The organism is Rhizobium sp. JAB6 (genome assembly GCF_003024605.1).
Classification (GTDB): domain Bacteria; phylum Pseudomonadota; class Alphaproteobacteria; order Rhizobiales; family Rhizobiaceae; genus Rhizobium.
This window is the reverse complement of record NZ_PYJQ01000009.1, coordinates 636,144-655,978: the sequence shown is the minus strand read 5'-3', so window position 1 is coordinate 655,978 and position 19,835 is coordinate 636,144. Positions and strand designations below refer to the sequence as shown.

Below are 19,835 nucleotides of genomic sequence, written 5' to 3'. Positions count from 1 at the left end.
TCCTGTGATCGCGCGCGTCAGGCCGCATTTCTGCTCAGCGCTTCGCGCAGCATCGTGATTTCCGTCTTCAGCCGCACCAGTTCTTCGGGCGTTTGTTCCGTGGCTTCGAGAACGCACGGGGGAACTGTCGCCGCCTTCTTCTTCAGCGCCCTGCCTTCGCCGGTCAGCTGAATCAGGACCTGGCGCTCGTCTTCCTTGCTGCGGATGCGCTTGATGAAGCCGGCTGCCTCCAAACGCTTCAACAGCGGCGTCAGCGTGCTCGATTCGAGGAACAGCTTTTCACCGATGCCGCCGACGGTCTGGCCGTCTTCTTCCCACAGCGTCACCATGACGAGATATTGCGGATAGGTGAGATTGAGCGCGTCCAGCATGGGTTTATAGAGCCGGTTCATCGCATGGTTCGCCGAATAGAGTGCGAAGCAGATGAAGTTATCCAGCTTTAACAGGTCGTCGGTCATCTCAAGAACTCCCTGAGAGGTCTTATGTAAGTCGTGCGATAAATAATTGTACACCCAAATTTATGCTTGGGCTACGGGGTTTCTTCCTTTTCTGAGGATACCGTTCGCTGGCCGATATCTTCCGGCACTCGCATCTGGGCTGCGGAGATTTGACACCGGGTGCTATGGCGAGGTCTCGGGTGCTGACTTTGAAACCAAGGCCGAAATGACATTGGTTCTGGCGCGTCGGGTCAATAACATTCAATGCTGAAGGAAGCGGACCGCCAGTTCAGCGGGGATGAGCTCGGCCTCGATGGTTGGCAATCCGGACATTGCCGATAAATTGCGCTGTTGCAGCTTCCCAGGAATAGTTCAGTGCCAGCGCGCGTGCAGCATCACGCGAGCAGGAAAGGGCAGCAAGACAGGCAGTCGCCAGGTCGGTATCCACGACGCCGGCTGTCCTGTTTCCTCCCAGAATGTCCGCGGGGCCGGTGACTGGGTAGGCGGCGACCGGGACGCCGCTCGCCAGCGCTTCCAGAATGGCGTTGCCGAACGTGTCGGTCCTGGACGGGAAGACGAAGACGTCGGCCTGTGAATAGGCGTGCGCCAGTTCTTCCTCGAATTTCGCGCCCAGAAAATGGACATCGGGGTAGAGCTTCTGAAGTTCCGCCCGCGCGGGCCCATCGCCGACCACCACTTTCGATCCGGGCAGATCGAGTTCAAGGAAAGCGGGCAGGTTCTTTTCAAGCGCCACGCGGCCGACGGTCATGAAGATCGGGCGCGGCAGGCCGAAGGGTGCGTCGTCCTGGGGCTGTGGCCGGAACAGGGAGGAGTCAATGCCACGGCTCCAGGGCAGCAGATTGCGGATGCCACGCTGCCTGAGCTCGTTTGCCAGGCTTGGTGTCGCCACCATGCAGCCATAGCCCGCATTGTGAAACCATTTGACGAAGGCATAGAGCCAGCTTTCCGGTATCGGCAGGCGCGCGGCGACATATTCAGGGAAACGCGTATGGTAGCTGGTCGAAAACGGCATGCCATTTCTCAGGCACCAGCGCCTTGCCGTGAGCCCGAGGGGTCCTTCGGTGGCAATGTGGACATAAGTGGGCCGGAGCGCTTCTATTCTCGCGGCGATCTTGCGATAGCTGGCGATCGAGAGCCGAATTTCCGGATAGGTCGGGCAGGGGATGTTGCGAAAGGCGTCCGGCGTGATCATCGAAACCTCGACGCCCATGCGTGCCAGTTCGCGATTGGTGTTCTCGATAGAGCGGACCACACCGTTGACTTGCGGATGCCACGCGTCGCTGACGATGAGCAGCCGTTCAGGTACTGCGACAGGTGTCGCCGCCTGCGTCCAGGTGGTTTGATCGATGTCTGACAAGCGTTGCAACATGCCCAAAACAGTCCATCCGCACCGCATCCTCACGATGGCGGTGTCAGCGATTGCGGTGCTTCAAACATGATTCCCGCGCCCACTCTATTGTGGGGCGTCTCCATGATGGAAATATTACAGCGTTTAGCGGATGGACTTCAGCTTCTCAGGCGAGACGAGCGCGCCGTATTCCTGAATGACCCTTGCCGCGATCTTGGCCGCGAATCCGGCGGCGGCAACCGCATCCTTGTGCTGCAGATAATGTGCCAGAAAGGCGCCGTTGAAGCTGTCGCCGGCACTGGTGGTGTCGATAACCTTGACGACCTTGACCGCCGGAACGAGCGTCTCCTGAGTGCCGTCGCCAATGGTTGCGCCGTCGGGGCCATTCTTGACGATGACCATGGGGGCTCCATATTGCCGATAGCGGCGTATGGTGGCGGCAATCGAATCGTCACCGAAATGTGCGGCTTCATCGTCGAAGCTCGGCATGACGAGCGTCGCGGCACGCGCTCCCTCCGCAATCATCGTATGCATTGCGTCGAGGCTGGACCACAGGCGAGGGCGCAGGTTGGGATCGAAGGCGACCAACTTGCCGGCAGCCTTGGCCCGGCGCAGTTCCGCGAGCAAAGTGAACGCGTCTTCGCGCGCGAGGATTGCCAGCGTAATGCCGGAAAAATAGAGGACGTCGGAGGCTTCGATTGCCGTGCGCAGGGCATCGCCATCGGTCGCAAGCTGTCGGGCGGCAGAGCTGTCGCGCCAATAGCTGAAGGAGCGCTCCCCGTCCTTCAGATTGATCATGTAGAGGCCGGGCGTCTTGCCGCGAAGGCGGCGGATGCTCTGCGTGCCGATACCGGCGCTGGCCATGAAAGCGATCATCTCGTCGGACATGGCATCGTCGCCGAGTGCGGTGAAATAATCGATCGACCAGTCCGCCGGCAGGCAGGCGCGGGCATACCAGGCAGTGTTGAAGGTGTCGCCGGCAAAGCCCTTGCGCAGGTGTCCGTCATCGGCCTGCGACAGTTCCACCATGCATTCGCCGATCGATAGAAAACGCCCGCCCAAGACTGCCTCCTGCATTTTGCCTCGGTGCTGCATACGCGCAAGCAGAGGCGGGGGCAAGGTGGACGGCGGCAGCCGCCGTCCACTTTCGATGGACGCGCTTTACGGCCGATCCATGTGATAGCAGGCCGCGGTCTGGCCCGGACGCACCTGCTCGGTCGGCGGCATCTTCGTGCGGCAGATATCCGTCGCCTTCCAGCAGCGGGGCGAGAAGACGCAGCCCGGCGGCGGATTGAGCGGCGAGGGCGGATCGCCCTGCAGGCGGATACGCTCGCGGCCACGCGCCAGCTTCGGATCGGGGATGGGGGCTGCCGAGAACAATGCCTGCGTATAGGGGTGAGCCGGATGGTCGAAGACGGTTGCTGCTTCGCCGGCTTCGACCACCCTGCCGAGATAGAGCACCAGCACGTCATCCGAGATCAGGCGCACGACCGAAAGATCGTGGCTGATGAAGATCAGGGTAAGGCCAAACTCCTTGCGCAGGCGGCGCAGCAGGGTGATGACCTGTCCCTGGATCGAGACGTCGAGGGCCGAGACCGGTTCGTCGCAGATGATAAGTTTCGGCCGGGTGATGACCGCGCGGGCAATGCCGATGCGCTGCGCCTGTCCGCCCGAAAATTCATGCGGATAGCGGTTGATCATTTCCGGAACGAGGCCGACTGCCGCCATGATCTCGCGCACCCGATCCTGCCGCTGCGCGCGACTCAGTTTCGGCTCGAAGACGGTGAGCGGCTCGGCGATGATGTCACCCACGGTCATGCGCGGATCGAGCGAGGCGATCGGGTCCTGGAAGATGATCTGCATGTCGCGGCGGGCGGCGCGCATTTCCTCATCGGTGAGATCGAGCAGGTTGCCGCCTTGCCACATTATACGGCCCTTCTGCGCTTTGATCAGCCGCAGGATGGAGCGGCCGAGCGTGGACTTGCCGCAGCCGGACTCGCCGACGATGCCGAGCGTGCGGCCGGTCTTCAGCTCGAAGCTGACATCGTTGACCGCAGTCAGGATCAGCGGCGGCCTGAAGAAGGATTTCGATGGCAGTTCGAATTCGGTCGTCAGATGCTCGACCTTCAGAAGCGTTTGCTCAGCCATGGACGAGGCTCCGTTCCTGATTAGCCGAAAGGGGGTGGAAGCAAGCTGCGCAGCGTCGCGATGCCAGCCGATCGAGCGGAGGCGCCGCGTTCAGACAATCGTCCTGGACATGGGCGCAGCGCGGCGAGAAGGAGCAGCCGCGCGGCAGATGCATCAGGTTCGGCGGACGGCCGGGGATGACGGTGAGATCGTCGACATCCTGATCCGGCCGCGGGATCGCCGAGTGGAGCGCCGCCGTATAGGGATGGGCCGGATTTTCGAACAGCTCTTCGACCGGCGCTTCCTCGACGATGCGGCCGGCATACATGACGGCAACGCGGTCGGCGAGGCCGGCGACGACACCGAGGTCATGGGTGATCATCACCAGCGCCGTGTGCATTTCCGCGGTCAATTCATTGAAAAGATCGAGGATTTGCGCCTGGATCGTCACGTCAAGCGCGGTGGTCGGCTCATCGGCAATGAGGAGCTTCGGTTTGGTCAGCAGCGCCATGGCGATGACGACGCGTTGGCGCATGCCGCCCGACAGCTCGTGCGGATAGAGGCTGAAGCGGCGTGTCGGATCAGGGATGCCGACCCGCTTCAGCATATCGAGTGCCGCTGCAGAGGCTGCGCGCGCCGTCAGGCCGCCATGGACCTCGAGCTGCTCCGTCAGCTGCCGCGAGATGCGCAGGGACGGGTTGAGGGCGGTCATCGGGTCCTGGAAGACCATAGCCATGTCCTTGCCGCGCACATGGTCGAGCTCGCGCGGTTTCAGCGTCAGCAGGTCCTTGCCATCGAGCAGAGCCTGGCCGCTGGTGCGGCCGTTCTTGGCGAGCAGGCCCATGAGGCCGAGGAAGGTCTGGCTCTTGCCGGAGCCGGACTCGCCGACAACGGCGATACGTTCACCTCGGCCGATCTTGAGGTTCATCTTCGAAACCGCCGCCACTTCGCCTTCCGGCGTGCGGAAGGTGATGGAGTAGTCTTTGAGTTCGAGAAGTGTGTCTGTCATGTCAGCGATCCTTCGGATCGAATGCGTCGCGCAGACCGTCGCCGATGAAGAGCAGGCTCATCAGCAGCGCGACCAGGAAACCGGCCGGGAAGAGCAGCAGCCAGGGCGTCGTCTCCATGCCCGCAGAGCCTTCGGCAATCAGCGTGCCGAGAGACGTCAGCGGCTCCTGAACGCCGAAGCCGAGATAGGAGAGGAAGCTCTCCGTCGCGATGATTTCGGGGATGGTGAGCGTCGCGTAGATGACGACCGGACCGACGAGGTTCGGCACGATATGTTTCAGGATGATCTTGAACGATCGCTGCCCCGACGCGCGGGCGGCCTCGATGAACTCCCGCTGCTTGATCGACAAGGTCTGGCCGCGCACGATGCGGGCCATGGTGAGCCACTCCAGCGCACCGATCGCCGCAAACAGCAGATAGACGTTGCGGCCGAAGATCACCATCAGCAGGATGACGAAAAGAACATAAGGCAGGGCGTACATGATATCGACGAAGCGCATCATGATGGCATCGACGCGGCCACCGAAATAGCCGGCAACGGCGCCATAGAGCACGCCGATGACGACCGAGACGAGGGTTGCGACAAGTGCGACCGTCAGCGAGACGCGGGTGCCGTAGAGCGTGCGCGCCAGCAGGTCGCGGCCGTTGCCGTCGGTGCCGAAATAGTGGCCGGCGGCGAAGTCCGGAGCGCCGCGGAAGGAGGTCCAGTCCGGATCCTCGTAGTTGAAGGGCAGGAAATACGGGCCGAATATGGCGGCCAGGACCAGCACGGCCAATATGACCAGCGAAAGTGCCGCCGCCTTGTTGCGCAGGAGACGACGCATCGCGTCGCCGCTGAGGGACCGCCCCTTGGGTGCGAGCCCTTCTGCCGAAAGCAATTCCGCTTCCAGCAATTCTCTCTTGGCGGAATTGAGGATCATCGCATTCTCACTTTCGGATCGAGCCAGGCATAGGCGATGTCGACCAGCAGATTGAGGACCACGATCAGGACCATGTAGAAAATGACCGTACCGAGGACCATGCCGTAATCGCGGTTGAGCGCTGCGCCGACGAAGTAGCGGCCGACGCCGGGGAGACCGAAGATGCTTTCGACCACCAGCGAGCCGGTGAGCAGATAACTCGCCGCAGGCCCGAGATAGGAGACGACGGGCATCATGGCCGGCTTCAGCGCGTGCCGCATGATCGTCAGCCGCGGGCCAATGCCCTTGGCCTTGGCGGTGCGGATGAAGTTCTGGCTCATCACCTCGATCATCGAACCGCGCATCAGGCGCGAAATACGGGCCGCATGCGGCAGGGTCAGGACGACGATGGGCAAGATCAGGAATTTGAACGAGCCATCGCCCCAGCCGCCCACCGGCAGCCAGCCGAGCGTATTGCCGAAAACGAGCTGAAGGATCGGCGCTATGAGGAAGTTCGGCATGACAAGGCCGATCAGAAGGCCGCCGCCCAGCCAATAATCGGCCGCGCGGTTCTGATAAAGCGCCCCAAGACAGCCTATGAAGACGCCGACGACCGTCGCGAGCACGAAGGCGGAGCCCCCGATGGTCAGCGTGTAAGGGAAGCCGGACATGATCTGCTGTGTGACGGTGAAGTCCTGATTGGCGAAAGAGGGGCCAAGGTCGCCCTTCATGACGTCGCCGACATAGATCAGGTATTGCTCAACCAGCGGCTTGTCGAGGTTATAGTGAGCCGCGAGATTGGCTTTGACTTCGGGCGGCAATGGCCTTTCGCCATCGAAAGGGCCGCCAGGAGCGAGGCGCAGAATGAAAAAACACACTGTCACGGCAATCCACAAGACGGGGATTGTCGACAGCAAACGACGGAGAGCGTAGCCAAACATGGTCTTAGACGGCTCCCTCCCGGTTGTCTCCGGGAGAGAGCCTGTTCCCAATTATTCTTTGATCGACAGCCAGCGCGTGCGGTGGATGTCCTGGATATTATCGACGAAGCCCTGGACCTTCGGGGCGACGATGTTCTGGGAAACGTAGTAGTAGATCGGAATCGCGGCGCTGTCGTCGAGGGCGAGCTGCTCGGCCTTCTTATAGATTTCGGCGCGTTTCTTCAGGTCGGTCTCTTCATTGCCCTGCTTGATCAGAGCATCGTAGTCCTTGTTGCTCCAGCGGCCGTAATTCATTTCGACGCCGGTGGACAGCAGGTTCAGGAAGTTGATCGGATCATTGTAGTCGGCGAGCCAGCCGGCACGGCCGATCTGCACCTCGCCGCGCTGCATTTCATCGTAATGCACCTTGGTCTCGGTGTTATAAAGCTCGATATCAACGCCGAGCGGCTTCCACATGGCGGCGATCGCAACGGCGATGCGCTTGTGGTTGTCGTTGGTATTGTAGCGCAGCTGAGCCTTCAGCGGATGATCGGGGCCGAAGCCGGCCTCCTTCAGGAGCTTCTTGGCCTCTTCGACCTTCTGCTTGTAAGGCTCGTCCTTCCAGCTGACATAGGCTGGCTCACCGTAATTGGCCGTGCCCGGCGGGACCCAGGAATACATCGGCAGTTCGCCGGTGCCGAGGATCTTCGGGCCGATGACCTCGCGGTTGACGGCCATGGAGAGAGCCTGGCGGACGCGCTTGTCGTTGAAGGGCGGCTTGGTGGCATTCATGACGTAATAGTAGGTGCCAAGGAAGGGCACCACATGTGCCTGGCCGGGGAGGTTCTTCTGGATCCATTCGAACTGGTCGGCCGGGAAGGAGGTCAGAATATCGAATTCGCCGGCGCGATAGCGCTTCAAGGCGGCGGCCTGATCTTCCAGCGTGTAGAAGTTGACCTTGTCGATCTTCACGTCCTTGGCGTCATAATACTGATCGTTCTTGACCGTGGTGACGTGCGAACCCGGCACCCATTCGACGGGCTTATAGGGGCCGTTGGTGACGATGTTCTCGATCTTGACCCACTGATCGCCCTTGGCTTCCACGACATGCTTCGGCAGCGGATAGGCCGTGTAATGCATCAGGGCGTTGAGGAAGTAAGGCGTTGGGTTTTCAAGCGTGATTTCCAGTGTCTTGTCGTCGATTGCTTTGACGCCGAGCTGGGTCGGATCCTTGATCTCGCCCTTGTTGATCTTTTCCGCGTTCTTGATCGTGTACTGCAGATAGGCGTACTGGGCGGCGGTCTTCGGATCCATAAGGCGCTGGAAGGCGAAAACGAAGTCCTGTGCCGTCACCGGCTGGCCATCGGACCACTTGATGCCGTCACGCAGCTTGAAGGTATAGACCTTCTGGTCGGGAGAGATGGTCCAGCTTGCAGCCTGGCCGGGAATTGGGTTGTCCTTGGGATCTTCGGTCACCAGTCCTTCGAAAATATCGCCGTCGATGCGGTTTTCCCAATCGCCGGAAATCTTTTGCGGGTCGAGGGAAGTCGGGTCGCCGCCGTTGTGGATATTCAGTGTGGCAGCGTGCGCGGAGAAGCTCAATATCGTGCTGACGAGAGCTGTCGCTAGGAATTTTCTGGTGAAATGAGTCATACCTTTTCCCACCTTTCTGGAGTTATTGTCCTTGTTTTACAAGGGTGTTTTTGATCCCGCAGGTGACCTGTACGTGCAGGTCAATGCGGGAAGTTATCGAAAGCGACGTCGCATTCAAGTTAAAAAAAGTCGGGCATGCTTAGCGTGTGAACTTTCATATTGATAATTCTCTAAAATTGATACTGCGAATTTATCGTCCGTGGGTTGGGTTTACCGGAGCGGCCGATTTGCGGCTTGCCGCCTGCGTCCGAGTGTGCAAACTGGGAGGCCTTGTGCGATATCGAGGCGGTTTTGATGAAATCGACGAATAAAGCGGCGGGAGCCGACTGGTGGCGCGGCGCCGTAATCTATCAGGTCTACCCGCGGTCGTTTCAGGACACCGATGCCAACGGGCTTGGTGACATCAAGGGGATCACCCGGCGCCTGCCTCACATTGCCGCCCTTGGGGTCGATGCGATCTGGCTGGCGCCCTTCTTCACCTCGCCGATGGCCGATATGGGCTATGACGTCGCCGATTATTGCGATGTCGATCCGATCTTCGGCACGCTTGCCGATTTCGACCAGATGATGTCGGCAGCGCACGACCTCGGTCTGAAAGTCATCATCGACCAGGTTATCTCGCACACCTCGGACCGGCATCCCTGGTTCGTGGAAAGCCGTGCAAGCCGCGACAATCCCAAGGCGGACTGGTATGTCTGGGCCAATCCGAAGCCGGATGGCACTGCGCCGAACAACTGGCTGTCGATCTTCGGCGGCCCGGGTTGGGAGTGGGATGGCGTCCGCCGGCAATATTACCAGCATAATTTCCTGACCTCGCAGCCGGATCTGAATTTCCACAATCCGGAGGTTCAGGATGCCGTGCTCTCGGCCCTGAAATTCTGGCTTGATCGCGGCGTGGACGGTTTCCGCCTGGATACGGTCAACTATTATTTCTGCGACAAGAAGCTTCGCGACAATCCGCCCGCCATCGTTGCGACCGGCGGGCTCGACTCGCCCGAAACCAATCCCTACGGGATGCAGAGCCATCTGTACGATAAGACCCAGCCTGAGAATATCGGTTTCCTGAAGCGGTTGCGTGTGTTGCTCGATCAATACGAAAACCGCACGACCGTCGGCGAAGTGGGTGACGGCGCACGCTCGCTGGAGACGGTCGCCGCCTATACGACCGGCGGCGACAAGCTGCATATGTGCTATACGTTCGACCTGCTCGGGCCAAATTTCACGCCGGCTCATTTCCGGCGCTGCGTCAGCGATTTTCAGGACAATGTGGTCGATGGCTGGGTTTGCTGGGCGTTTTCCAACCACGATGTCCGGCGTCACGTCAGCCGCTTCGCCAAAACGCCGGAGGAGCAGCCGCGCGTTGCAAAGCTTGCGATTTCGCTGCTTTCCACCTTGCGCGGTTCGATCTGCCTCTATCAGGGCGAAGAACTCGGCCTGCCGGAGGCGGAGCTAGCCTTCGAGGATCTGCGCGATCCCTACGGGATTCGCTTCTGGCCCGCATTCAAGGGGCGTGACGGATGCCGCACGCCAATGCCCTGGGAAGCGGGCCGCGCTCATGCGGGCTTTACGACGGCCGACAAGTCATGGCTGCCCGTTCCCTATCAGCATGCGGCCCTTGCGGTGGACAAGCAGGAAGCAGATGGGAATTCCGTGCTGCATCACTATCGGCAGACGCTGGCCTTCCGCGCGGAGCATGCGGCCTTGCGCGACGGCGACATGACCTTCCTAGACACGGAGGAAGACGTTCTTGCCTTCACCCGCTCCAAGGGCGAGGAGACGCTGCTGTTCATCTTCAATCTTTCGCGCAAGCCGGTGAAGGTCGCGCTGCCGACGGACATCAAGCTCGGCAAGACGATTGCCATGCCAGGCTTCGCCACGGCCGATGCGGGATCGTTGGTGGCGCTTGCCGCGCTGGACGTCTATTGCGGCCGGGTGGAATGATCGAAGTTGGCCGAAGGCCTATTGTTTGACAGGGGCGAAGGCGCCGGCGGGTTCACCGTTTCGCGATAGAATCTGCGCGGCACCCTGAAGCGCCGCGCGGAACGCATCGTCGAAACTCACGCCTCGCACCTGCCACGTCACGTCATGCGGTTCAATGCCGTTTTGCTGATCGCTCAGCGTCCATGTCGCGACCCAGCCCAGGGCGCTCTCATTCCACTCCAAATCGCCTGATAAGGGAATCGCGCCTGCTGTCGAATCGGCTTGCAACCTCCCTTCGGAAGGGAAAACGACGTCGATGCCCGTGAGATCGGACGCTGCGGTGAATGCTTCGCGCATGGCCAGATCGCGGCCCCTCCCGGCCGTTACCTGATAGCTCAAGTCACCACGACGGACGGTCAACAGGATTTCGAGCACAGGCCGCTTGGCGAGCCACGGGCGGGTGCCAAGCCTCTCGAGCAGATCATCGAGGCGTTCCTTGCGAAAGCGGCATATGAGGTCGAAGGGGCGGTCGTGGGTGCCTTGCTCATCATGGATAGGACGGCCCGCGAGCCTGTCGCGATACGTGAAGTTCTCGATGTAGTCGGCCGCATGCTCGCGAGCGGTCCGCATGAGAGGGCTATCAGCCAATCTCGAGTTACCGGAAACGCGCGGCAGAACCTTATCCAGACAATCGGCAAAGCCCTTGGCTCGATTTTCCGGTCCCTGGCCGGTAACGACGCAGACGCTCGTGTAAACATCATCAGGCATGAAGGCTCGCGCCTGAGATGCAGGAAAAGTCGCGATCAACAGCAGCGCAAGTAGCTGCCAACTGGTCGCATAAGCGAAGTTTCGCACCATCCCCTCCCTGCGGTTTCCGAGCCTATAAGCGGACACGATAAGACAGCCTCGGGGATCGAGACAAGGATGGACGAATAAGTGTCGCCGTCAGCCGATCAGCATGAACTTGTCGACATCGACCAGGCCCCGGTCCGATATCTTCAGATGCGGGATGACGGGCAGGGGCAGGAAGGCGAGCTGCAGGAAGGGCTCTTCCAGCGTCGCGCCCAGGGCATAGGCTGCCTGGCGCAGATGGTGCAGCGTGTCCCGCACGCTTTCATAGGGCTCCAGGCTCATCAAGCCGGCGACCGGCAGGGCGATTTCGCCTGTCACGACGCCATTCTCGACGACGACGAAGCCGCCATTGATCTCACTGAGGCGGTTGGCGGCAAGCGCCATATCGTCCTCGCTGACGCCGACGACGCAGATATTATGGCTGTCGTGGCCGACGGTCGACGCGATCGCACCCTTCTTCAAGCCAAAGCCTTGGACAAAGCCGTTGGCATGATTGCCGTTCTTGCCGTGCCGCTCGATAACGGCGACCTTGATGATGTCGTTGCCTAGATCGATATCGGTCTGGTTGCCTTTGGCCGGCAGGCGATGGCGGCGATGTTGGGTGATGATCTTGCCAGGCGTCACGCCAATGACCGAGCTTTCGCCTTCCGTTACCGGCACACCGAAATCGGCAGCATTGATCGGGCGGGCCTCGACGCTGTCGAGGCCGACAGGTGCGACGGAATTTCGGGTCGCGAAGAGTTCGGGGGTAACAAGACGGCCTGCCGAGAAGACGATCTCGGCCTTGCAGCTTTCGAGACTGTCGATAACGACGAGATCGGCGCGCCAGCCCGGTGCCACGAGACCGCGATCCTTGAGGCCGAAGGCACGGGCGGCGGAGATGGAGGCGGCGCGATAGATCGCCAGTGGCTCGACGCCATGGGCGATCGCCGTACGGATCATGTAATCGAGGTGGCCCTGTTCGGCGATATCGAGCGGGTTCCGGTCATCGGTGCAAAGGGCGAGATGAGGCGACAGGCGCTCGGTGATGATTGGCATCAGCGCGTGCAGATCCTTGGAAACCGATCCCTCGCGCACGAGTATATGCATACCCTTGCGGATCTTTTCCAGCGCTTCCTCTGATGTCGTCGATTCATGCTCGGTACGGATGCCGGCCGCGAGATAGCCGTTGAGATCATTGCCGCGCAAAAGCGGTGCATGGCCGTCGATGTGGCCGCCCTGAAAGGCCTCGAGCTTCGCCATGCAGACGGGATCCTTGTGGACCACGCCGGGGAAGTTCATGAATTCGGCAAGGCCGATGACCTTGGGATGACCGCGGAACGGCAGGAGCTTCTCGATCGGCAGGTCAGCGCCGGAGGTTTCCAGATGCGTTGCCGGCACGCAGGAGGAGAGCTGGACGCGGATGTCCATGATCGTTTCCAGCGAGCAATCCAGGAAATAGCGGATGCCTTCGGTACCGAGCACATTGGCGATCTCATGCGGATCGCAGATGGCGGTGGTGACGCCGTAGGGCAGGACGCAGCGATCGAACTCGAGCGGGGTCACCAGCGAAGACTCGATATGAAGATGGGTATCGATGAAGCCCGGCACGACGATCCGGCCGGCAATATCGATTTCCTGACGACCATGATACTCGCCGCAGGTGCCGACGATGCGATCGCCGGAGATGGCGATGTCCGAAGCGACCAGCTCGCCCGTCACAAGATCGAAGAACCGTCCGTTCTTCAGCACGATATCGGCAGGTTCCCGGCCGACGCCCTGGTCGATATAGCGTTCGAGTTTGGTGGTCATTCGTCCCTCGCATATGGATCGCCCCTCACGCCGGCTCTCTTGCTCATACAAGAGGAGGCGTGAGGGGCGGAGATTGTTTGAGCTTAGGCCTTAGATATTATTCTGCAAGATCTCTCTCAACTTGCCGAACAGCTCGTCGACGTGGTGCTTCTCGATGATCAGCGGCGGCGAGAGCGCGATGATGTCGCCTGTAGTGCGGATCAGGAGGCCCTTTTCGTAGGCCTTCAGGAAGGCGGTGAAGGCGCGTTTGGTGGGTTCGCCGGCGATCGGGTCGAGTTCGATGGCGCCGATCAGGCCGGTGTTTCTGATGTCGATGACGTTCGGACAGTCCTTTAGGGAATGCAGGGCATCGGCCCAGTAGTCGGAAAGTTCGGCTGCGCGCGTCAGCAGGCCTTCTTCCTTGTAGGTGTCGAGCGTCGCAAGCGCCGCGGCCGAGGCGATCGGATTGCCGGAATAGGTGTAGCCGTGGAAGAACTCGATCATGTGCTCGGGTCCCTGCATGAAGGCGTCATGGATCTCCGAGGTGACGAAGACCGCGCCCATGGGGATGACACCATTGGTGAGGCCCTTGGCTGTCGTGATGATATCCGGCTTCACATCATAATACTGAGCAGCGAAGGGAGTGCCGAGGCGGCCGAAGCCGGTAATGACTTCGTCGAAGATCAGCAGGATGCCGTGCTTTGTGCAGATTTCGCGCAGCTTCTGCAGATAGCCCTTCGGCGGGATGAGCACGCCGGTGGATCCGGCAATCGGCTCGACGATGACGGCTGCGACCGTGGAGGCGTCATGCAGAGTGACGATACGCTCCAGTTCGCTGGCGATATCGCCGCCATGCTCTGGCTCGCCGCGCGTGAAGGCGTTCTTGCCGGGAACATGCGTGTGCGGCATGTGGTCGACGCCGGTCAGCAGCGTGCCGAACATCTTGCGGTTGGTGACGATGCCGCCAACGGAGATGCCGCCGAAATTGACGCCGTGATAGCCGCGCTCGCGGCCGATGAGACGGAAGCGTGAGCCATTGCCCTTCACGCGGTGATAGGCAAGCGCGACCTTGAGCGCGGTTTCGACCGATTCCGAACCCGAATTCGTGTAAAGAACATGATCCATGCCCTCGGGGGCAATATCGACCAGCCGGTTCGCCAGCTCGAAGGCCTTGGGGTGGCCGAGCTGGAAGGCAGGTGCATAATCGAGTTCGCCGGCCTGCTCGCGGATGGCCTCGGTGATCTTCGGGCGGCAGTGCCCGGCGTTTACGCACCAAAGGCCCGCGGTTCCGTCCAGCACCTGGCGACCGTCATGAGTGGTGTAATACATATCCTTGGCGCTGACGAAGAGGCGCGGTTCCTTCTTGAATTGGCGGTTGGCCGTAAACGGCATCCAGAAGGCGCGCAAATCGTTAGGGGTGGCATTCAAACGGTCCGACATGCTGTTCTCCAATGGCCATTCGGGGGCCTGTTTCCCGGCCACGGCCCCACGCCGCGCTATTATATTTACTGCTTGGTCAAATTATCAGCCGCCCCTTTGGCGTCAAGGCAAAGATAGCGCTGGGGGAGGCAGGTTGAGCGTCGAACTACGCGTATCGACAGTCGCGGGCAAGGAATCGCGCGACGAAGCATCGTGGGCGTCTGAACATGAAAAAACTGGCAAATCCTAGGATTTGCCAGTTAAAGCAGCAAAACGGCTGGTAATGAAAGCAAGTCGATCTTCCGAGGTTTAAAGTGTCCCCTAAAGATCATGTGCCGGCAGGCCAGGAGCCATCTTAGCTCTTAGGCAGCCGATCTACTTTTTTCCGGCTCGCAATAAATGTCTTCCAGCGTTTCGAGAACACGGATCACGGATTCCGATGTACTGGAGTAGTAAATCGTTTGAGCATCGCGACGCGTCTTGACCAGCTTCTGGGCGCGAAGCTTCGAAAGATGCTGGGAAAGTGCTGATTGGCTCAGACCGACCTGATTTGCAAGAACGCCAACTGGAACTTCGCCTTTAACGAGGCTGCAAAGGATCAAAAGGCGCTTCGGGTTCGCCATTGCTGATAATAATGCTGCCGCAACATTAGAGTGTTCGGCCAAATTTCTTGTCTTCATCTTCTAAACTTCCAAATACGGAGCTTACATCGGAAATTTTGCTATTTCCAACCCGGCTCTTACCGATATCTAACAATACCAAGACGGGGCAAAGATTGTATATACCTAAATTTAAGGTATCGAGTATGCTGTTTTAGGTATGTACGTATGATGCTCCTGCGATGGTGCGGGCGTCTCCAACACCCCAAGGGGAGGCTCGATTAGACCAAAATAGGTCGATTCTTATCGCTTTGGTGAGGCTAATGTACCAAATTTGGTCACCTGAGATTTGCAATCTGCCAATAATAGCCATTTCTACTCCGAGCTCTCCGACTACTAATTCTCGCACTATTGTATGACTTATTCCGGCGCGCTTTGTTTTCGGTTTAAAGCATCGCAAGGTCTTGCGAGGACAAGATATAAGCCCTTCCGAAGCCGCCATTCAGGCTGGCGTCCAGAGGAACAAGGCGGAAGAAGCAGAAGTCCGGAAAGTCGATATAGAGCTTGGACTTCGGATGGCGGTTGAGGAAAAGTGCGCGAATGCGCTCATGTGCCTGGCTCCGGCGATCGACGCGTTGCGCGTTGCATCGCAGGGTCAAGCGAGGATGAGCGAGAGGGTCGCCCTTACCGGGGTCACCAAAAAGCGCGGAAGCGCGACCGTCCTTCATCAGCGCTTTGGTATGCGAGGAAAGGCCAGAGACCAGAATGGCCGGAGCACCATCGGCGTCGATGACGGTCAGGACGCGGCTGACGGAGGGAAAGCCGGTGTCGGGATCGATAACGGCCAAGGCCGCATGTCCGGCAGAGCGCATAAGGTCGCGCGCTTGTTTGCGCGCATCCTCATCCGTTTCCCTTATCACCGATGGCTTGTCGTTCATTGCCTGCTCCGTGAATTGAGGAGCAGTGGCGAACGACTACTCCTTTCGCCGATGGCTGGTCAGGCCCGCCACCACGTCTTGTGCCGAGATCGTTCCGATAATCGTGCCGTTGTCAACAACGCCGATGTTGCCAGGCTGGCGCGTCAGAGCGTCGAGGATGTCGACAAGCGGCGTTGTCGCGGTTGCAGTGGCGGTGACGGAACCGGCATTGGCCGAATGTCCGATGCCCTGCTGCATGATGTCCCGTGCCGTCAGCATGCTGATCGGGTTCATGTGCTGCACGAAATCGGCTACGTATTGATCGGCCGGGTTCTTGACGATCTCCTGCGGTGTTCCGCACTGGATGATATGGCCGCTTTCCATGATGGCGATGCGGTTGCCGATGCGGAATGCCTCGTCCAGATCGTGGCTGACGAAAAGGATCGTGCGCTTCAGGCGACGCTGGAATTCCAGAAGTTCGTCCTGAAGGCGGGTGCGGATCAGCGGGTCGAGCGCGGAGAACGGCTCGTCCATGAGCAAGATCGGCGCCCCGGTCGCAAAGGCGCGGGCGAGGCCGACGCGCTGCTGCATGCCGCCCGAAAGCTCATTCACCTTGCGATTGGCCCATTGTGCGAGGTTGACGAGCTGGAGCTGCTCGTCGACACGCTTCTTGCGCTCCGCATCCGGCACGCCGGCGAGCTCGAGCCCGAAGCCGACATTGTCGGCGACCGTCCGCCATGGCAGCAGAGCGAACTGCTGGAACACCATGGAGACCGTATGCATGCGCAGATCGCGCAGAGCCTTGGGGCTGCAGGAATAGGGGCTGACGGCGCCGTTCTTGGTGTTGACGGAGACTTCGCCGCGCACCACCGGCGCCAAGCCGTTGACGGCGCGCAGCAGCGTCGATTTGCCGGAGCCGGACAGGCCCATGAGCACGAGGATTTCGCCTTCTTCGATCTGCAGCGAGGCATTTGCGACGCCGAGCACCATGCCGGTGGATTTGCCGATCTCGTCGCGCGACTTGCCTCCGTCGACGAGTTTCAGGGCGGCGTCGGGACGGTCGCCGAAGATGATGCTGACATTTTTGAAATCGACGGCGACGGTCATGAGCGGTCTCCTTCGCCGGGCGCGCGGAACATACGGTCGAGAATAATCGCGAGGATGACGATGCATGCGCCGGAATCGAAACTCTTGGCGACATTGACGCTGTTCAGCGCGCGCAGCACGGGCACGCCGAGGCCGGGAGCGCCGACGAGCGCTGCGATCGAGACCATCGAGAGCGACAGCATGATGGTCTGCGTCAGGCCGGCCATGATCTGCGGCGTGGCAAAGGGCAGCTCGACCTTGCGCAGAACCTGGCGAGGCGTCGCGCCGAAGGATTCGGCTGCCTCCACCAGCGAAGGGGGAGTGGAAATGATGCCGAGGCGGGTCATGCGGATCGGTGCGGGAAGAGCAAAGACGACGGTGGCAACCAGGCCCGGAACCATGCCAAGGCCGAGCAGGATCATTGCCGGCACCAGGTAAACGAAGGTCGGGATGGTCTGCATCAGATCGAGGATCGGCCGCATGATGGCGTAGAGCCACGGTCGGCGTGCAGCCGCAATGCCGAGGGGAACGCCCACCAGCATGCATACGAAGGTGGAGGCCAATACCAGTGCCAGCGTCTCGGTCGTCTCTTTCCAGTAGCCCTGGTTGATGGTGATCAGCAGGCCGATCAAGGTAAGGACGGTGATCGTGACGCTCCGGCGCATCCAGTAGGCGATTGCCGTGAAGACAACGACGACGATCAGCGGATGCGGCGCCTGCAAGAGGAACAGCAGCCCGTTGATTCCATGGGCGACAACGAAGGAAAGGCCGTCGAAGAACCATGTGACATTGCTCGTCAGCCAGTCGACGACGGCTTTGGCCCATGGCCCGATGGGGATGCGGTAATCGGTTAACCAGTTCACGTCTTTGCCCATGATTGGGGCGGCGTTTCCGATTGTTGCGTATGATGCCGGAGGTGCCGCCGCAGAATAACGATCTGTCACGCCAGGCGGACCATTGTCCTTGATATGGCGGGACGCGAAAGCAAGCAGTCCGTTCAAGGAAGAGAAAGGGGCGGTTTGGCCGCCCCTCCATGCATCCTCGTATTACAGGCCGAGCTTGGCCTTGACCGCCTTCAGGCCGTCACCACCATCCTTGGTGGTGACGCCCGCGAGCCACGGCGTGATTGCTGCGGGGTTGGCCTTCAGCCATTCGGTCGCTGCAACTTCCGGGTCCTTGCCGTCGTTCAGGATCTTGCCCATGATTTCGTTTTCCATCGGCAGCGAGAAGACCAGATTTTTGACGAAAGTGCCGACGTTCGGGCATTCCTGGAGGTAGCCGGCCCGGACGTTTGTATAGACGGTCGCACCGCCGAAGTTCGGTCCGAACACGTCGTCGCCGCCCGTAAGATAGGTCATCTTGTAGGTGGTGTTCATCGGATGCGGTGCCCAGCCGAGGAAGACGATCGGCTTGCCTTCCTTATCAGCGCGGGCGACCTGGGCGAGCATGCCCTGCTCGGAGGATTCAACCACTTCGAAGCCCTTGAGACCGAAGGTGTTCTTGTCGACCATGTCGATAACCAGACGGTTGCCGTCATTGCCCGGCTCGATACCGTAGATCTTGCCATCGAGATCGTCCTTATGGGCGGCAATATCCTTGAAATCCTTGATGCCGAGCGCGGCGCCCTTTTCGTTGGTCGCGAGCGTGTATTTCGCGCCTTCCAGGTTGGGGCGCACGGTTTCGACCGACTTGTCCGCGGCGAATGGCTTGATGTTCTCGGCCATCGACGGCATCCAGTTGCCGAGGAAGACGTCGATATCCTTGTTCTTCAGCGACTGATAGGTCACCGGCACGGCGAGCACCTTGACGTCGGTGTCGTATCCGAGCGCCTTCAGAAGAGTGGAGGCGGTTGCCGTGGTGGAGGTGATGTCGGTCCAGCCCACATCGGCAAAGTGCACGGTGCCACAGCTTGCCGGTTCGGCTGCGGAGGCCGTGGTGGCTCCCAATGTCAATGCGGAGAGAGTTGAAGCGAAAGCGAATGCAGTAAGGGTCATTTTTATCATTGCGTGACTCCCAGTCTAACGTTCCCAAGCAACCATCAATAACTGACATTTTCAAGCGACCACAGTGCATTTGCGGCGGTTTGAGGGGGCTGAATGCGACGCCTGTCTTTTTCTGTCCGCCGGTGGTCAAAGCTTTTGCCCCTTGGTGAAGCGCGCCTGAATCCTGTGGTTTTCGCCGAGACCATCTTTCCTTATCGTCGCGCAGCAACCATGAAACATTCAAGGAGAATGTCATGGCCAAACTCTACTTCCATTATTCGACGATGAATGCCGGCAAATCGACGATGCTGCTGCAGGCGGCCTATAATTATCAGGAGCGCGGCATGCGTACGGCGGCCTTCATTGCAGCCCTCGACGATCGCGCCGGGCGCGGTACGATTTCCTCGCGCATCGGCCTGACGATGGATGCCTTGCCCTTTGAAACCAGCGACGATCTCTATGCGATGGTCGATGAAATGCATGTGAAAGAGCCGCTTGCCTGCGTTTTCGTCGATGAGGCCCAATTTCTCACGCGCGAGCAGGTCTGGCAGCTTGCCCATATCGTCGATCGTCTCGGTCTTCCGGTCATGACTTACGGTCTGCGTACGGATTTCCACGGACGTCTGTTTCCAGGATCGCAGGAACTGCTGACCATCGCCGACGAGTTGCGGGAGGTGCGCACCATCTGCCATTGCGGACGCAAGGCGACCATGGTGGTGCGGCTCGATGCCGCCGGCAAAGTCGTCCACGAAGGCGCGCAGATCGAGATCGGCGGCAGCGACAAATATGTTTCGCTTTGCCGTCGCCATTGGGAGGAGGCGATGACCTGCGAGTGAAGGAGCCGCCCTGCCGGATGGCGTTCCCGGCTATGAAAAGC

General features: G+C 60.0%; 17 protein-coding genes and 1 pseudogene. 2 read left to right on the top strand and 16 right to left on the bottom strand.

The genetic code is table 11. The features are described 5' to 3' along the window. Positions 1–17: 17 nt before the first annotated feature. The 8 genes from C7U61_RS13120 to C7U61_RS13085 form a co-directional block, all read right to left on the bottom strand. Positions 18–458: a MarR family transcriptional regulator gene (locus C7U61_RS13120; RefSeq protein WP_106998487.1), complete on the bottom strand. Its 441-nt coding sequence runs from the start codon at positions 456–458 to the stop codon at positions 18–20. Between the two features lie 268 nt (positions 459–726). Beyond that, positions 727–1,827, bottom strand: coding sequence for a glycosyltransferase family 1 protein (locus tag C7U61_RS13115; protein ID WP_106998486.1), 1,101 nt, complete (start codon positions 1,825–1,827; stop codon positions 727–729). Positions 1,828–1,950: 123 nt separating this feature from the next. Beyond that, positions 1,951–2,868, bottom strand: coding sequence for a sugar kinase (locus C7U61_RS13110; RefSeq protein ID WP_106998485.1), 918 nt, complete (start codon positions 2,866–2,868; stop codon positions 1,951–1,953). Positions 2,869–2,967: 99 nt separating this feature from the next. Next, positions 2,968–3,954, bottom strand: a complete 987-nt coding sequence (locus tag C7U61_RS13105) for an oligopeptide/dipeptide ABC transporter ATP-binding protein (RefSeq protein ID WP_106998484.1) — start codon at positions 3,952–3,954, stop codon at positions 2,968–2,970. Continuing rightward, positions 3,947–4,942, bottom strand: coding sequence for an ABC transporter ATP-binding protein (locus tag C7U61_RS13100; protein ID WP_106998483.1), 996 nt, complete (start codon positions 4,940–4,942; stop codon positions 3,947–3,949). The genes C7U61_RS13105 and C7U61_RS13100 overlap by 8 nt, the downstream gene beginning before the upstream one ends. Position 4,943: 1 nt before the next feature. After that, positions 4,944–5,861: an ABC transporter permease subunit gene (locus C7U61_RS13095; protein WP_106998482.1), complete on the bottom strand. Its 918-nt coding sequence runs from the start codon at positions 5,859–5,861 to the stop codon at positions 4,944–4,946. Continuing rightward, entirely contained in the window at positions 5,858–6,781 is a 924-nt protein-coding gene (locus C7U61_RS13090; RefSeq protein WP_106998481.1) for an ABC transporter permease subunit, read from the bottom strand. The genes C7U61_RS13095 and C7U61_RS13090 overlap by 4 nt, the downstream gene beginning before the upstream one ends. 51 nt (positions 6,782–6,832) lie before the next feature. Further along, positions 6,833–8,413: a peptide ABC transporter substrate-binding protein gene (locus tag C7U61_RS13085; protein ID WP_106998480.1), complete on the bottom strand. Its 1,581-nt coding sequence runs from the start codon at positions 8,411–8,413 to the stop codon at positions 6,833–6,835. 294 nt (positions 8,414–8,707) lie between these two features. On the opposite strand from C7U61_RS13085, the gene C7U61_RS13080 reads away from it, so the two are divergent. Further along, a complete protein-coding gene (locus C7U61_RS13080; protein WP_106999094.1) occupies positions 8,708–10,354 on the top strand; it encodes an alpha-glucosidase family protein in 1,647 nt (548 codons plus the stop codon). An 18-nt stretch (positions 10,355–10,372) separates the two neighbouring features. On the opposite strand, the gene C7U61_RS13075 is transcribed toward C7U61_RS13080, so the two are convergent. The 8 genes and pseudogenes from C7U61_RS13075 to C7U61_RS13040 all read right to left on the bottom strand — a co-directional run bounded on the left by C7U61_RS13075 (position 10,373) and on the right by C7U61_RS13040 (position 18,979). Continuing rightward, complete coding sequence (locus C7U61_RS13075; protein WP_106998479.1) at positions 10,373–11,191, bottom strand: DUF2066 domain-containing protein; 819 nt, start codon at positions 11,189–11,191, stop codon at positions 10,373–10,375. An 87-nt stretch (positions 11,192–11,278) separates the two neighbouring features. Further along, entirely contained in the window at positions 11,279–12,976 is a 1,698-nt protein-coding gene (ade, locus tag C7U61_RS13070) for an adenine deaminase (protein WP_106998478.1), read from the bottom strand. Positions 12,977–13,066: 90 nt separating this feature from the next. Beyond that, on the bottom strand, positions 13,067–14,395 hold the full coding sequence (locus C7U61_RS13065; RefSeq protein WP_106998477.1) for an aspartate aminotransferase family protein: 1,329 nt from the start codon (positions 14,393–14,395) through the stop codon (positions 13,067–13,069). Positions 14,396–14,736: 341 nt separating this feature from the next. Continuing rightward, positions 14,737–15,054 (bottom strand): metalloregulator ArsR/SmtB family transcription factor, encoded by a 318-nt coding sequence (locus C7U61_RS13060; RefSeq protein WP_004116664.1) that lies wholly within the window; start codon positions 15,052–15,054, stop codon positions 14,737–14,739. A gap of 371 nt (positions 15,055–15,425) precedes the next feature. Next, positions 15,426–15,911 (bottom strand): annotated as a pseudogene (locus tag C7U61_RS13055) (pyridoxamine 5'-phosphate oxidase family protein); the annotation flags it as partial. 36 nt (positions 15,912–15,947) lie between these two features. After that, a complete protein-coding gene (gene choV, locus C7U61_RS13050; RefSeq protein WP_106998475.1) occupies positions 15,948–16,997 on the bottom strand; it encodes a choline ABC transporter ATP-binding protein in 1,050 nt (349 codons plus the stop codon). Beyond that, complete coding sequence (choW, locus tag C7U61_RS13045; protein ID WP_106998474.1) at positions 16,994–17,851, bottom strand: choline ABC transporter permease subunit; 858 nt, start codon at positions 17,849–17,851, stop codon at positions 16,994–16,996. Before choW ends, choV begins: the two co-directional genes overlap by 4 nt. A gap of 171 nt (positions 17,852–18,022) precedes the next feature. Further along, on the bottom strand, positions 18,023–18,979 hold the full coding sequence (locus C7U61_RS13040; RefSeq protein WP_106998473.1) for a choline ABC transporter substrate-binding protein: 957 nt from the start codon (positions 18,977–18,979) through the stop codon (positions 18,023–18,025). 233 nt (positions 18,980–19,212) lie between these two features. Here C7U61_RS13040 and C7U61_RS13035 point away from each other — a divergent pair, with 233 nt between their 5' ends. Further along, positions 19,213–19,794, top strand: a complete 582-nt coding sequence (locus C7U61_RS13035; protein WP_106998472.1) for a thymidine kinase — start codon at positions 19,213–19,215, stop codon at positions 19,792–19,794. Positions 19,795–19,835 lie beyond the last annotated feature (41 nt).